At 49.8% G+C, this 14,047-nt stretch carries 11 protein-coding genes; 6 read left to right on the top strand and 5 right to left on the bottom strand.

Translation table 11 applies throughout. The annotated features are described in order from the left end of the window. Positions 1–3 precede the first annotated feature (3 nt). On the top strand, positions 4–1,302 hold the full coding sequence (locus tag C557_RS0115605; RefSeq protein WP_018752822.1) for a dihydrolipoamide acetyltransferase family protein: 1,299 nt from the start codon (positions 4–6) through the stop codon (positions 1,300–1,302). A gap of 4 nt (positions 1,303–1,306) precedes the next feature. Then, positions 1,307–2,722, top strand: coding sequence for a dihydrolipoyl dehydrogenase (gene lpdA / locus C557_RS0115600; protein ID WP_018752821.1), 1,416 nt, complete (start codon positions 1,307–1,309; stop codon positions 2,720–2,722). Between the two features lie 70 nt (positions 2,723–2,792). On the opposite strand, the gene C557_RS0115595 is transcribed toward lpdA, so the two are convergent. From C557_RS0115595 to C557_RS0115580, 4 genes are all read right to left on the bottom strand, one after another. After that, the gene (locus tag C557_RS0115595; protein WP_018752820.1) at positions 2,793–3,626 is read right to left on the bottom strand and encodes a class I SAM-dependent methyltransferase; all 834 of its coding nucleotides are present in this window, start codon (positions 3,624–3,626) and stop codon (positions 2,793–2,795) included. 137 nt (positions 3,627–3,763) lie between these two features. After that, positions 3,764–6,229 (bottom strand): FAD-dependent oxidoreductase, encoded by a 2,466-nt coding sequence (locus C557_RS0115590; protein ID WP_018752819.1) that lies wholly within the window; start codon positions 6,227–6,229, stop codon positions 3,764–3,766. After that, entirely contained in the window at positions 6,222–6,518 is a 297-nt protein-coding gene (locus C557_RS0115585; RefSeq protein WP_018752818.1) for an ArsR/SmtB family transcription factor, read from the bottom strand. The genes C557_RS0115590 and C557_RS0115585 overlap by 8 nt, the downstream gene beginning before the upstream one ends. A gap of 146 nt (positions 6,519–6,664) precedes the next feature. After that, positions 6,665–7,438, bottom strand: coding sequence for a hypothetical protein (locus C557_RS0115580; protein WP_018752817.1), 774 nt, complete (start codon positions 7,436–7,438; stop codon positions 6,665–6,667). A 312-nt stretch (positions 7,439–7,750) separates the two neighbouring features. Here C557_RS0115580 and C557_RS0115575 point away from each other — a divergent pair, with 312 nt between their 5' ends. The 4 genes from C557_RS0115575 to C557_RS0115560 all read left to right on the top strand — a co-directional run bounded on the left by C557_RS0115575 (position 7,751) and on the right by C557_RS0115560 (position 13,137). Further along, on the top strand, positions 7,751–8,545 hold the full coding sequence (locus C557_RS0115575; protein ID WP_018752816.1) for a thymidylate synthase: 795 nt from the start codon (positions 7,751–7,753) through the stop codon (positions 8,543–8,545). Positions 8,546–8,577: 32 nt separating this feature from the next. Beyond that, the gene (locus C557_RS0115570; protein WP_018752815.1) at positions 8,578–9,063 is read left to right on the top strand and encodes a dihydrofolate reductase; all 486 of its coding nucleotides are present in this window, start codon (positions 8,578–8,580) and stop codon (positions 9,061–9,063) included. A 114-nt stretch (positions 9,064–9,177) separates the two neighbouring features. Beyond that, a complete protein-coding gene (locus C557_RS0115565) occupies positions 9,178–10,665 on the top strand; it encodes a glutamate synthase subunit beta (protein ID WP_018752814.1) in 1,488 nt (495 codons plus the stop codon). Positions 10,666–10,857: 192 nt separating this feature from the next. Continuing rightward, a complete protein-coding gene (locus C557_RS0115560) occupies positions 10,858–13,137 on the top strand; it encodes a type IA DNA topoisomerase (protein ID WP_018752813.1) in 2,280 nt (759 codons plus the stop codon). A gap of 22 nt (positions 13,138–13,159) precedes the next feature. Here the strand turns inward: C557_RS0115560 and C557_RS0115555 are convergent, their stop codons facing one another. Beyond that, positions 13,160–13,927: an HAD family hydrolase gene (locus C557_RS0115555; RefSeq protein ID WP_018752812.1), complete on the bottom strand. Its 768-nt coding sequence runs from the start codon at positions 13,925–13,927 to the stop codon at positions 13,160–13,162. Positions 13,928–14,047 lie beyond the last annotated feature (120 nt).

The raw sequence follows: 14,047 nt of genomic DNA, 5'->3' as shown, positions 1-14,047 counted from the left end.
CCTGTGGCAAAATTTGAATATCGGTTCCCTGAACTCGGGGAAGGTCTGCATGAAGGCGAAATTATTAAAATGCATATCAAACCCGGTGATACTGTAACAGATGAAGATATCATCATGGAAGTTCAGAACGATAAAGCGGTTGTAGAAGTACCTTGTCCAGTTAACGGGACAGTACAAGAGGTGTTCGGTACGGATGGTGCGGTATTCCGTGTAGGCCAGGTAGTGGCTGTCATTGATGCGGAGGGAGAAATCCCTGACCAAGGGGATGCACCGGCACATGAAGAGCCTGAAGCGGCAGCTCCGGCTCCTGCTGAAGCAGCGACTGCGGCAAGTGCATCGGCACCAGCAGCATCGGCAGCTCCAGTTGCTCCTGACCGTGAAGTATTGGCTACGCCAAGCGTTCGCAAGTTTGCTCGCGAGCAAGGCATTGATATTGCACAAGTTCCAGGTACAGGTAAAGCGGGCAAAATTACTCGCGAAGATGTAGAAGCCTTCAAGAACGGAGGGGCTCCGGCAGCATCTTCTGCAGCGGCACCAGCAGCAGCGAATGCTGTGGCAACTTCAGCTCCGGCAGCTGCTCCTACTGAAATTCCGCAAGGGGCGGACGAAGAACGTGTACCATTCAAGGGTATCCGTAAAGCCATTTCGAACGCGATGGTTAAATCGGCTTACACCGCACCACATGTTACGATTATGGACGAAGTGGATGTTACTGAACTGGTAGCCTTCCGTACTCGTATGAAGCCAGTAGCTGAGAAGAAGGGAATCAAAGTAACTTATCTGCCATTTATCGTGAAGGCATTGGTAGCTGCTTCCCGTAAGTTCCCGGCACTAAATGCTTCCATCGATGAAGTGAACAACGAAATCGTGTACAAGAAGCATTATGATATCGGTATTGCCACAGACACAGATAACGGCTTGATCGTCCCTGTCATCAAGGATGCGGATCGCAAGAGCATCTGGATGATCGCTGAGTCCATTTCTGATCTGGCGCTTCGTGGCCGTGAAGGTAAGCTTAGCGCTAACGAAATGAAAGGCAGCACCATTTCTATCTCCAACATCGGCTCTGCGGGCGGTATGTTCTTCACTCCGATTATCAACTTCCCTGAAGTAGCTATCCTGGGTACGGGCCGGATTAGTGAAAAACCGGTTGTACGCGATGGTGAAGTTGTAGTAGCGCCTGTAATGGCTCTGTCGCTGAGCTTTGACCACCGTCTGATCGATGGTGCAACCGCACAAAATTTCATGAACTATATCAAACAACTGCTCGCTAATCCTGAGCTGCTTGTCATGGAGGTGTAATGTAATGGTAGTAGGAGACGCTTCTCTTGATATTGATACATTGGTCGTAGGTGCTGGTCCTGGTGGTTATGTAGCTGCAATTCGGGCAGCTCAGCTTGGACAAAAGGTTGTTATCGTAGATAAATCGGAGCTAGGCGGCGTATGCTTGAATCGCGGTTGTATCCCATCGAAGGCTTTGATTGCTGCGGCACATCAATTCGAAAATGCTTCTCATGGTGAAGTTTTCGGGATTAGTGCTGAAAATGTGAAAGTGGATTTCACCAAAACACAAGAGTTTAAAAATGGTGTCGTTAAAAAAATGACCCAAGGTGTTAACGGTTTGCTTAAAGGCAACAAGATCGAAATTTTCCACGGTGAAGTGATGTTTATTAACAACACAGAAGCTCGGGCATTTAATGATCATGAATCACCACGTTATCGTTTCAAAAACTGTATTCTTGCCACAGGCTCTCGTCCAATTGAGCTTAAGCCGTTCCCGTTTGGCGGACGCATCTTATCCTCTACAGAAGCATTGGATCTGCAAGAGGTTCCTTCCAGCTTGATCGTTATCGGTGGTGGATACATCGGTGCTGAGCTTGGACAAATGTACTCGAAGTTTGGTACAAAAGTGACGATCATTGAAGGTGCAGACGCAGTTCTGCCTGGCTTCGACAAGGACATGACTCGTTTGGTTGCGAAGAACATGGAGAAAACAGGTATCGAAATTATTACGAATGCTAAAGCCGAAAGTGCAGAGCAGACGGATAAAAACGTAACTGTTAAATATTCTGTAAATGGTGAAGCTAAAGAAGTAACGGCTGATTACCTGCTAGTGACAGTAGGCCGCCGTCCTAATACAGATGGTGACCTTGGTCTTGAACTGGCAGGTGTTGAGTTGACGGATCGTGGATTGGTCAAGGTTGACCACCAAGGTCGCACAAGCAACCCGCAAATCTTCGCTATTGGCGATATTGTGCCAGGTCTAGCACTTGCACACAAAGCTTCTTACGAAGGTAAGGTTGCTGCAGAAGCCATCTCCGGATTGCCTTCCGTAGTAGATTACAAAGGAATGCCTGCTGTATGCTTCACGGATCCTGAGTGTGCAAGCGTTGGGTACACGGAGAAGGAAGCGAAGGAAAAAGGCTTCAAGGTTAAAGCTGGCAAGTTCCCGTTTGCGGGCAATGGCCGTGCTACTTCCCTGAATCAGCCTGACGGCTTCATTAAAATTGTTGCCAATGCAGAAAACAACGTGGTTCTGGGCGCACAAATCGTCGGTGTCGAAGCTTCCAACCTGATTGCTGAGTTGGGTCTTGCGGTCGAGATGAGTGCTACCCTGGAAGACATCTCGCTGACCGTCCATGCTCACCCAACCTTGGGTGAAATCGTGATGGAAACCGCGGAGCTGGTAGAAGGTCATCCAATTCACGTCATCTCCCGCTAATTTTAAGGCGGCTTGAATGGCTCTCTGAAGAGAGCACATAACTCCTAAGCATATATGAAAGCTGGGCCGATTATCGGTCCAGCTCTTTTTTTCTCCCTAGACGCATGCGATAGCTGAACATAATTTCTTTGGCAGCTCCTGCAAAGATATCCTGGACCTGATTGCGAAATTGTTCAGCTTCAGGATGAAGCTCGCTGGTCCCCAGCTTTAAGGCAGTTTGAAGTCCCCCTTGACTAAAGGCAATATTGATGTAGCGTTCAGCGTCGCAAGTCTCCCACTTATGGAACACAATCTCGCGAGTAAAATCAAACCATCCTGACTCGCGGATTTGTTGCAAATGTCCTTCCTTTGGCCATTTATAGGCTTGCTTCGCAGGCTCGGCCAATTGAACGGCCCACTCATCGGCAAGCCGGATCAAGCGTTCGTAGCTTTGTTCCAGCTCTGGCAGGCTAACTGGCGGCCAGTCGCAATCGTAAGCAGCGAACAAGCCTCCCGGCCGCAGGACACGGGCAAACTCTTGCAGCGTCGGCTGCGGCTCCATCCAGTGGAAGGATTGGGAGCAGGTAACGATATCGACAGTGTCATCCTGGAAAGGCAAGGCGTGCGACAGAGCTTGTACAAAATTCAAGCTTTCCGGCTTGTCTTGCTGTTCCCACCGTGACATAGCGACAGCACGCATATCATCACTGGGCTCAACCCCAACGATGTTCTCGGCTTGTCCTAGCCATATAAAGGAGGAGAGACCGGTTCCACAGCCCACATCGGCAACCAGGCGTGGGGAGTGGCCCAAATACATAGTCAATATCCTGATGATTTCCTCTGGAGCTTTAGGACGATTGCGGTCATATAGCTCGCCAAATCCGCTAAAACGTTCTACATTGTTCACTCGGATATGTTCGTTCAACCAAAACCACTCCTTCAGGGTGATAGAATCCAACTATTTATATAGATTTAAGGATTATATTACCGATTATACATGAATCCTGGAAGCAAACAAAAAAGAGCCCCTGCTCTATAGATATAGGCAGGAGCTTCTGTAATTTAAATAAACAGATTAATACCCGATTGATCTGCTTTGCCTAGATAATAACCGACACCTCCGATCTTGACACCGTCAATCAACTCTTCCTTGTGAAGACCCATGACATCCATGGACATCTGGCAAGCAACAATTTCAACTCCATGACGCATAGCGCTGTCCATCAGCTCCTCCAGAGAAGAGACCTGATTATGCTTCATAACGTCACGAATCATTTTGGCGCCCAGACCGAACATATTCATGCGCGACAACGGCAACATGCGGCTGCCACGGGGCATCATGGCTCCAAACATACGGCCTACCAAGCCTTTGTTTACTTTGATATTCGCTGGCTTGCGCAATATATTAAGTCCCCAGAAGGTGAAGAACAAGGTAACCTTCTTGCCGCTGGCTGCAGCTCCATTAGCAATAATAAAGGAAGCTATGGCTTTATCCAAGTCACCGCTGAACACAATCATGGAGGTCCCTTCGGGCCTTGGTGCTTGTGGGTTGTCCGTCTGGTTGTTGCTTTCCGGCAGACCCTTGGACACAAAAGCATCAATGAGTCCGTTATCTTGCCGATTTACCTGAATCAACCGATGCTTTGACATGGAAGCCCATGCCTGTACGTCCTCATAAAAGCCAGGATCAGAGGCGGTCACGTGGAGGACCTGGCCTGCTGCCAAAGTGTCCATGGATTGCTTGATCTGAATCAGTGGGCCTGGGCAGCTGAGGCCACAAGCATTCAACTCCAAATCAGCCCGGGGGGACGACTCGGTCAAAGGCTGGCTTGCGGGGACTTGCTCGGCTCCAGCAGCGGCCTCTGAATGTATGAGCTTGCCCGGCCGGTAAGCAAACAGTTGATAATATTTGTAGCCACCTGTTAAATTGCGGACCCGATATCCTTTTTGCTGCAGAATGCGCGATGCGGTATATCCACGTAGTCCGACCTGGCAGTAGACCCAAATCTCTTTACTAGAGTCCAGTTCATCTAAGCGCTCACGCAAATCGTCAACGGGAATGAGAAGTGAACCGGGAATATGACCGTTGGCGTGCTCAATTTCGGAGCGAACATCAACCAGTATCGTCGCTTGCTCATCTCGTTCATCTAAATCCCGAGGGACGAAGGTTTGAGTGCGTCCTGACAGGATGTTCTCTGCTGTGTAACCAGCCATGTTTACCGGGTCCTTGGCAGAGGAATAGGGAGGAGCATAGGCTAATTCAAGCTCAGTCAAATCACGGATGGTTCCTTGAAAATGAATTACAGTTGCTATGCTGTCAATCCGCTTATCCACACCGCTATGTCCAACAGCCTGTGCCCCCAGAACTTTTCCGTCTTCACCAAAGAGCAGCTTGATGGAGAGTGGGGTTGCTCCCGGGTAGTAGCCGGCATGAGACAGGGGATGGATTACGGTTGTCCGGTAAGGGATGCCGAGGCGCTGTAGCGTTTTTTCGTTATTTCCGGTGCTGGCCCCTGTAAGTCCAAATACCTTAATAATGGATGTTCCTTGCGTGCCTGGATAGGTGCTGTTCAATCCGGCGAGATGATCGGCAGCGATACGTCCCTGTTTATTAGCTGGCCCGGCCAGCGGGATGGCTGTTTTGCTTCCATTGACCAGGTCAGTAACTTCCACGGCATCGCCTACGGCGTATATGCCCGCAACATTGGTTTGCATCCGTTCATTGACAAGGATGTGACCGCGTTGTCCCAATTCCAGCCCCGAGCCTTGGAGAAATGCGGTATCGGGAGCCACACCAATGGCTAAAATGACCAGATCAGCTCGAAGGGAGTTTCCTTGCGAGGTATGGACCTCTATACCGTCAGTCAGGTCAGTAAAGCGGGTGACCGTTTGTTCCATCAGCAGGGAGATGCCCTGTTCCTCCATTTCTTTAGCGAGTATGCCTGCTATTTCCATATCGAAGGGAGGCAATATTTGCGCACCGCCTTCGATCAGGGTAACTTGAAGCCCAAGGCCGCGCAAGTTCTCAGCCATTTCAACCCCGATAAAGCCGCCGCCGATTACAATAGCTGATGAAGCGCCTCCCGCAGTTACCCGTTGCTTGATCCGATTTGTATCAGGGATATTCCGCAAGCTATAGATATGTTTGCTATCAATTCCTGGCAGCTCTGGCCGGAACGGCCGGGCCCCGGGGGAGAGGATCAAAGCTTCATAGCTCTCAACATATTCGCCATGTTCTTTGCTGCGTACTTGAACCGTTTTACTCACTGGATCGATGGCGATAACTTCCGTTTCTGTTCGCACGTCGATGTTGAAGCGCTGCTTCATTCCTTCAGCGGACTGGATAAGGAGCTTGGAACGCTCCTGAATGGTGTTCCCGATGTAGTAGGGAAGCCCGCAGTTGGCAAATGAGATGTAAGCACCACGTTCAAACAGAACAATTTGGGCGTCTTCATCCAGTCTGCGTAGTCTGGCCGCGGCAGAAGCCCCGCCGGCGACACCTCCAACAATCAGAACCTTCCTACTCATCGGCTGTTTCCTCCTCAAATAAACCTCGTACAAGCTTCGCTACTTTGTCGTTGGCAATGCGATAGTTAACTTCCAGCCCGTTGCGTTCAGCGGTGACAATTCCCAGACTGCGCAGCTTTTGCAGATGTTGGGACACTGTGGATTGGGGCAAATCCAAGCATTCCTGCATGTAGGAGACGTTGCATTGTTCCTTACCGAGCAAGCCGCAGACGATACAAAGCCGTACCGGATGAGCAAGTGCCTTCAGCATATCGGCTGCTTCTTGATAGGTCTTAAAGTCATTATTCATACGGGCACCTCAATTCATTTTATTAATATCATTATATCCTAATATTACGATATAGCAATATAAAAAACCCGTCAGATAATTTTACCTGAACAGAACAGGCTATATCTAACGGGGGAACTATTTTTATTGTCCTATAATTGGAATGGCTATGGCAGCTTGGCCGCAGCGGCAGCGAGGGACTTCGCAATTTTATTTTCCCATTCATAAACTTGTTTGAGGGAAATATGAACCTGACTGGTCTGATCATAAACGGACTTCAAATTAATCATGGCTCCAACGGCATCGCCGGCCTTCACATTTGATTTATAGCGCTTGTTGGCGGCTGCTAGCTGTTTGCGGGCGGCAGCAATCACTTTGTTCTTAGCGGTAATTTGTTTCTTCAAGTTCTGAACGGGTACAAGGGCATCCTTCACGATTTTCGCCTTGGCTGCTGCGGATTTCTTGGCAGCTGCAAGCGCAGCCTTCTTTGCCTTGATCTCTGAAGAGGCAGCGGTTGCCGAAGGCTTTAGCTTATTGCGTTTGAGCTCCAGCAAATCGACCTTTTTCTTGTCTTTTCGTTTCCTGGCGGCTGTAGCCTGCTTGCCTAGAGCAGTATATTGATCCAGCAAGGAAGCGTGCTTGCGTTGCAGTCCTGCACTTTCCTGGGACAAACGGGTAATTAACGGCTGATCGATGGACTTGATTTTCGCTTTGATCACTGAAAGCTTCTCGTTGTTGTTCTTGCGTAGGGCTGTAACTTCTGCGCTTTGCAGCTTAACGCCAGCTTGCACGGCTGTCAGTCCGTCATACAAGGCATCGATGCTGTTCAAGGCGGCATCCCACGCTTCTCCGCCTTTGGCTGCTTCAACCTCTGGCGCGGACAGGAGCAGCAGGATACTTAGAAACAGCACGTTCAAGCGAATAATTGGCTTATGCTTCATTACAATCACTCCTAAGCTTTTAAAATAAAATCCAGTAGGACACAAAAAAGCACCTGCAAGAAAACGATCCGAAAATCGCTTATCTTGCGAGGTGCTTCACTCGCGAATCTATTTGGATTTGGTGCTTTTACTATAACCTTCCATGCTGCGAATGTCAATACAAAGAGGAACGTATGTTTGATAATATCTGTATGCTTTCTCTATTCCCGGATGGTTCGCAATATCTCTGTGATCGTTACGCACCTTTTCATTGCGAGCAACTCTGGCTATAATAGGGAAGGAATAGATTAAGGCAGCAGGGGGCCCAGAATAATGAGAGATTACTTGAATTTGCTAGAAGACGTACTACATAACGGAACCTCGAAGGAAGACCGTACCGGGGTCGGAACACGTTCCGTATTTGGACGACAACTGCGTTTTGATCTGAATGAAGGGTTTCCGCTGGTTACAACCAAACGGGTTCATTTGAAATCGGTGATTCACGAGCTGCTGTGGTTCTTGCGCGGCGATACGAATATTGCTTACTTAAAGGAAAATGGAGTGCGTATCTGGGACGAATGGGCGGATGAAAATGGGGATTTAGGGCCGGTCTACGGTTCACAGTGGCGTTCCTGGGCGGCCCCGGATGGCCGGAAGATTGACCAGATTGCTGCCGTGGTAGAGGCCATCAGGCATAATCCCGATTCGCGGCGTCATCTGGTTAGCGCCTGGAATGTGGCTGAGGTGGAGCAAATGAAGTTGCCGCCATGTCACTTCGTATTTCAATTTTATGTGGCGGACGGCAAATTGTCCTGTATGCTAACGATGCGTTCTGTAGATACGTTTCTCGGTCTTCCATTCAACATTGCCAGTTATTCGCTCTTAACGCACATGGTTGCACAGCAATGTGGCCTGGGAGTGGGCGAGTTCATCTGGTCCGGTGGCGATGTCCATATCTATAACAACCATGTGGAGCAGGTCAAGACCCAACTGGAACGAGAGCCTTATCCATTGCCCAAATTGGTCATTAAGCGCAAGCCTGACTCAATCTTCGACTACGTTTATGAAGATTTTGAGTTTATCGACTATCGGCATCATCCAGCCATCAAAGCTACGGTAGCCGTATAACAACGGTACTGAGGAGAAAGGAAGCAGTGAGCATGGGAATTACACTTATATGGGCCATGTCCAGCAATGGCGCTATTGGCCTCAACAATCAATTGCCATGGAGGCTGCCTGCCGATCTGAAATTCTTCAAAGCACAGACGATAGGGAAGACGATTCTGATGGGACGCAAAACATGGGAATCAATGGGCAGCAAGCCGCTTCCCGGCAGGCGCAGTGTAGTCTTGACGGGTGATCATTCTTATGTAGCCGAAGGGGCGGAGATTGTGCATTCCGTTGCAGAAGCACTTGAATTTGCAGCAGATGAAGAATTGATGGTGATTGGGGGAGCGGGAGTCTTCAAGCATTTCCTCCCATTAGCGAATCGTCTGCTGGTGACGCGCATTGACGAAAACATTCAGGGAGATGTCTTCTTTCCGCATTTTGACTGGGATGAATTCAAATTAGTCCATGAAGAACAGGGGACTAAAGATGAGAAAAATCCCTTCAACTACCGATTTTTAACTTACACGCGTCGTTAATAAAGTGAGGATAAGTGCAAATTATCATATTATTAATCCATTAATAACAGTTTTCCCGAATGCTAACATCTAGATACACGGATGCTTAAGAATTACGGATGGGGGAACTGAATGATGTCTACACCAACAGGATTCATGGAGTTCAAAAGAGAACTTCCGGGGGACCGGAGCCCGTCCGAACGGGTGAAGGACTGGGAAGAATTTCATAAACATATGTCTGATGAGGATTTGCGTAACCAAGGGGCCCGCTGTATGGACTGTGGAACACCCTATTGCCATGTGGGGGTTGATATGCTTGGCGGCACATCGGGTTGTCCGGTGCACAATTTAATTCCGGAATGGAACAATTTGATCTATCGGGGCTTGTGGAAGGACGCGTTGGACCGGCTGCACAAGACAAATAATTTTCCGGAATTCACTGGCCGGGTTTGCCCTGCACCATGTGAAGGCTCTTGTACTGTGGGCCTCATTGGTCAGCCGGTAACCATCAAGACGATCGAACAGGCAATCATCGATAAAGGCTTTGAAGAGGGCTGGGTTGTGCCTGAGCCTCCAGAGAAACGGACAGGCCGCAAGGTGGCCGTTGTAGGTTCCGGCCCTGCTGGTTTGGCCTGTGCGGCACAGTTGAACAAAGCCGGACATGAGGTAACCGTCTACGAGCGGGCTGATCGAATTGGCGGACTGCTGATGTACGGCATTCCAACGATGAAGCTGGATAAGGCTGTAGTGCAACGCCGTGTGGATCTGCTCGCGGCAGAAGGTGTAAAGTTCGTAACCAACACCGAAATTGGCAAAGATATTAAGGCAGAGCAATTGGTTGAAGAGTTTGATGCGGTCGTATTATGCGGGGGCGCCACCAAGCCACGTCAGTTTGATATTGAGGGCAGTGATTTGAATGGGGTTCATTATGCGATGCCGTTCCTTAACGGAACGATCAAGAGCTATCTGGATTCCAACCTTACTGATGGAAAGTATCTGTCCGCAGAAGGCAAGGATGTCATTGTGATTGGCGGAGGAGACACCGGGTCTGACTGCGTAGCAACAGCTCTGCGTCATGGCTGCCGTACTATTACCCAATTCGGTACGCATAAACAAGCGCCGCTGGAGCGTGATACGCTTAACAATCCTTGGCCGCAATTCCCGAATGTCTACACTTTGGATTACGCTCAAGAGGAAGCAAAGGCTTTGTTTGGCAGCGATCCTCGCGAATTTTCCATTATGACGACACGTTTCGTCGGGGATGAGCAAGGCAACTTGAAGGAATTGCATACCGTGCAAATTCAGCGGATCGTGGATGAAACCGGACGCAAGGTTTATGAACCGATTCCAGGAACCGAGCGTGTCTTCCCAGCTCAAATGGCATTGATCGCTATCGGATTTGATGGTCCGGAATCAACCTTGGCTGATCAACTGGGCCTGGAACGCGATCGCCGGACCAATGTGAAGGCTAAATACGGCCAGTTCAAGACGAACGTTGACAAGGTATTTGCTGCTGGAGATATGCGCCGGGGACAAAGCCTTGTAGTATGGGCGATCAACGAAGGTCGGGCTGCCGCTCGCGAAGTGGATAAATACCTGATGGGCTCGACGGTGCTGGTATAGTTCCTGGTGTGCTCTGCACGGATTACAACAAGAAAGCACAGGAACATTTTAGGGCATTGTGATATAATCAAATAAAGCTTACTGGAGCTGCGCAGAGCGCGGCTCTTTTTTTCGGGCACAGGGATGCAGCATCCCTAAGTGTATATATGTTCAACTTACATAGCAACAAAACGAAAGAGGGATTAGGGAAGCATGAAGACGCTCGTTATTGCCGAGAAACCGGATATGGGACGAACGATTGCTGCGGTAATCGAACCAAAAGCGAAAAACAATCGCTCTTACCTGGAGGGTGAACAGTATATTATTACTTGGGCAATCGGCCATTTACTAGAGCTAGCTGAGCCGGATGCTTATGATGATAAATACAAGCGTTGGAATTTTGGTGACCTGCCCATTTTGCCGGAACGCTTCAAAATCGTGCCTAACCCGAGAACCAAGGACCAGTTGAAGACGATCGGAGATTTGGCGAAACGTTGCGATGCCATTGTTAACGCATGTGATGCCGCCAGGGAGGGACAGTACATCTTTGCCTTAATTCAGCAGCAACTGAAGCTGTCTCAACCTGTCAAACGTCTGTGGATCTCTGATCTGACCAGCGAAAGCATAGCCAAAGGCTTCGCCGAACTGTACGATGCCTCGGAATTCGATAATCTCACTATGGCTGCCAGAGCACGCAGCGAAGCGGATTGGCTCATCGGCATGAACGCCACGCGAGCGTTTACGACGAAGCACCGCACATTGCTGTCTGTGGGACGGGTGCAAACTCCGGTTTTGGCTTTGATCTATGATCGGCAGAAGGAAATCGAGAATTTCGATTCCCTGACCTATTACGAGATTAAAGCGGAGTTTGAACAAGAGAGCCGCAAATATACAGGAAGCTGGCAAGGGGAGCGGCTGACGGATGGGGAGAAGGCTGCGGCCATCGCCGAGAAGGTAAAAGGGAAGACTGGCCGGATTGCCGAATACGAGGTGAAGGAGACCAAGGAGTATCCATATAAGCTCTATGATTTGACCTTGCTGCAACGGGAGTCCAACGCCAAGTATGGTTACTCGGCCAAGAAGACGCTGGACATCGCCCAAGCGTTATATGAGCGGCACAAAGTGATCTCATACCCGCGGACAAGCTCCAACTATGTCACTGAGCAAAATATCGACGGCATGCATAAGGTGCTTCATATGCTGAAGTCTTCGGATTACAAGCGACTGGCCGAAGGGGGCAACTCCAAGCTGGTGCATGTCGGTAATAAGGCGGTGTGCAATCCGTCGCGGGTCGAGGATCACCATGCGATTTTGCCTACACTAAGAAGGCCCGGGACCTTGAGCAAGGAGGAACAGAACGTCTATGACCTGGTGATTCGGCGGTTCCTGTCCCATTTCTATCCTGCGGCTGAATACAAGCAACATACAGTTCTGACCGAAGTCGAGGGCGAGACGTTCAAGACCAATGTGAAGGAATTGCTCTCCTTGGGCTGGAAGGTCTGCTTGCCAGGTGATGATGGGGCCAGATCCAGCCGGGGGCGAGGGAAGAAAAAGGATGAGGAAGAGGACGCTGAGGAATTGACGGATGTCCCTTTTCAAATCGACCGCGGCTTGCCTGTTCAATGTATCGACGCTCAGGCGAAGGAGAAGGCAACGCAGCCACCCAAGCATTATACCGAGGGCACTTTGCTGAAAGCGATGGAAAGCGCAGGCAAGCAGCTTGAGAACGAGGAACTGCGCGAAGTTATGAAGGATGCGGGCCTTGGCACTCCAGCCACACGCGCGGCAACCATTGAACGGCTGAAAAAGGTTGGATACATCACGATGCAGGGCAAGAGAATTACCGTAACTCAGAAGGGACGAGCTGCGGTTGAGCTTATCCGTCATGCGGGGGTTGAATTGCTGACGTCACCGGAAATGACCGGACAATGGGAACGGCGGTTATATCAAATTTCCAAGGGAGAAGCTGCCCGTGAGAAGTTTATGGATAATGTTCGGCGTTTTACGCTTTCAATCATTGATAAAGTAAGAACCCAGCAAAAGGCAGACGCTTCTGTGTTCGGTACAGAGGAAGCCGAGAAGGGGGCCAGTCACGGCGGTAGGAACAGTAATGCCAGCGGCCGGGGGAGAGCGTCAGGGAGTGCAGGTGGCGCTTCTGCGGGCTCACGGACGACAACAGCCACAGCAGCGAAGGCCAAAACCGCTGGTTCACTCCAGCCGCTGGCCCCTTGTCCGCGTGAGGGTTGTGGAGGTCAATTAATCGAGGGCCGCAAGGGCTACGGGTGCACTCATTACAAGCAAGGCTGCGGTTTCGTTATCTGGAAGGAGTTCCAGGGCAAGAAGGTCACCCAGGCAATGCTTAACGCCTTGCTTGCCAAGGGTCAGACCCAATTACTAACCTTCAAGCAGCCCGGTGGAGAGGTGAAGGCGCGAATGGTGCTATCTGATCGAACCACCGGCAAGCTGGACCTGCTTGTGGATGATAGCAAGTAGACAAAAAACAGCAGCAACGACCTTACAAGGTCTGTTGCTGCTGCCGGGCTTGATGAATATGGTTGAAAATAATGCCGGGAACTTCCTTCAAAGACGAGACCGTATACATTTGAAGATTAGCCCCTTGCTGCAACTCGACAATGTTGTATTGCCACTCGTTAGGAATTTGGATATGAATCGCACCAATTCCCGCGGCCAGTGCCGGAGTAATGTCTGTACGCAAGCTATTGCCTACCATCCAGGTCTGGGAGCGGTCAAAGGGTCGAGATCGCAAAATGCTCTCCAACGCTTCAATATTTTTATGACGGCGGATATAAATCCGGTCCTGAAAATAGTCGCTTAGCTTCATCTGATCAATCTTGCGTTGCTGGATCACCGATTCCCCGCCCGTATAAAGGTGGAGCTCGTGGCCTTGGCTCCGCAGCAGGTTCAGCGTCTCGACCATGCCGGGGTAAGGCTCGATCGGCAATTCGTATACGCTAAGACCCAGCTTCATGAGCCGCTCTTCTTCCTCAGATTGAGTTGGGCGGCCTGTCACCTGACTAAAATGCCGATACGTATCAATCAGCGATTCCGGAAAATGCACGCTGGCGAAGCCAATTTGATGCACTCCGGCCACATCAATTTCCGTTTGCTTGTCACGGATTTCTGCGGGAGTAATGCCACTGGGCTTGAACCAGTTGGTAAGAAGATCGGCAAATTGTTCAAGGATGAGTTCAAAGTATTTGTTACAGTGAACCAATGTATCGTCGAGGTCAAAAATAATCTGTTGTGGTGTTGCTGATTTCATAGGTAGGTCACTCCTTTATCCAAAGCACGCTTCTCTATAATCGGTCCGGTACACCCGATTTTTTGAACTCGCACTAGCACTATAAGTATGTTCCTATCATAAGCACAAGCGCCTGGCTAA

The sequence above is a fragment of the Paenibacillus sanguinis 2301083 = DSM 16941 genome (assembly GCF_000374825.1).
Lineage (GTDB): Bacteria > Bacillota > Bacilli > Paenibacillales > Paenibacillaceae > Fontibacillus > Fontibacillus sanguinis.
This window is presented reverse-complemented; position numbering and strand designations above follow the sequence as displayed.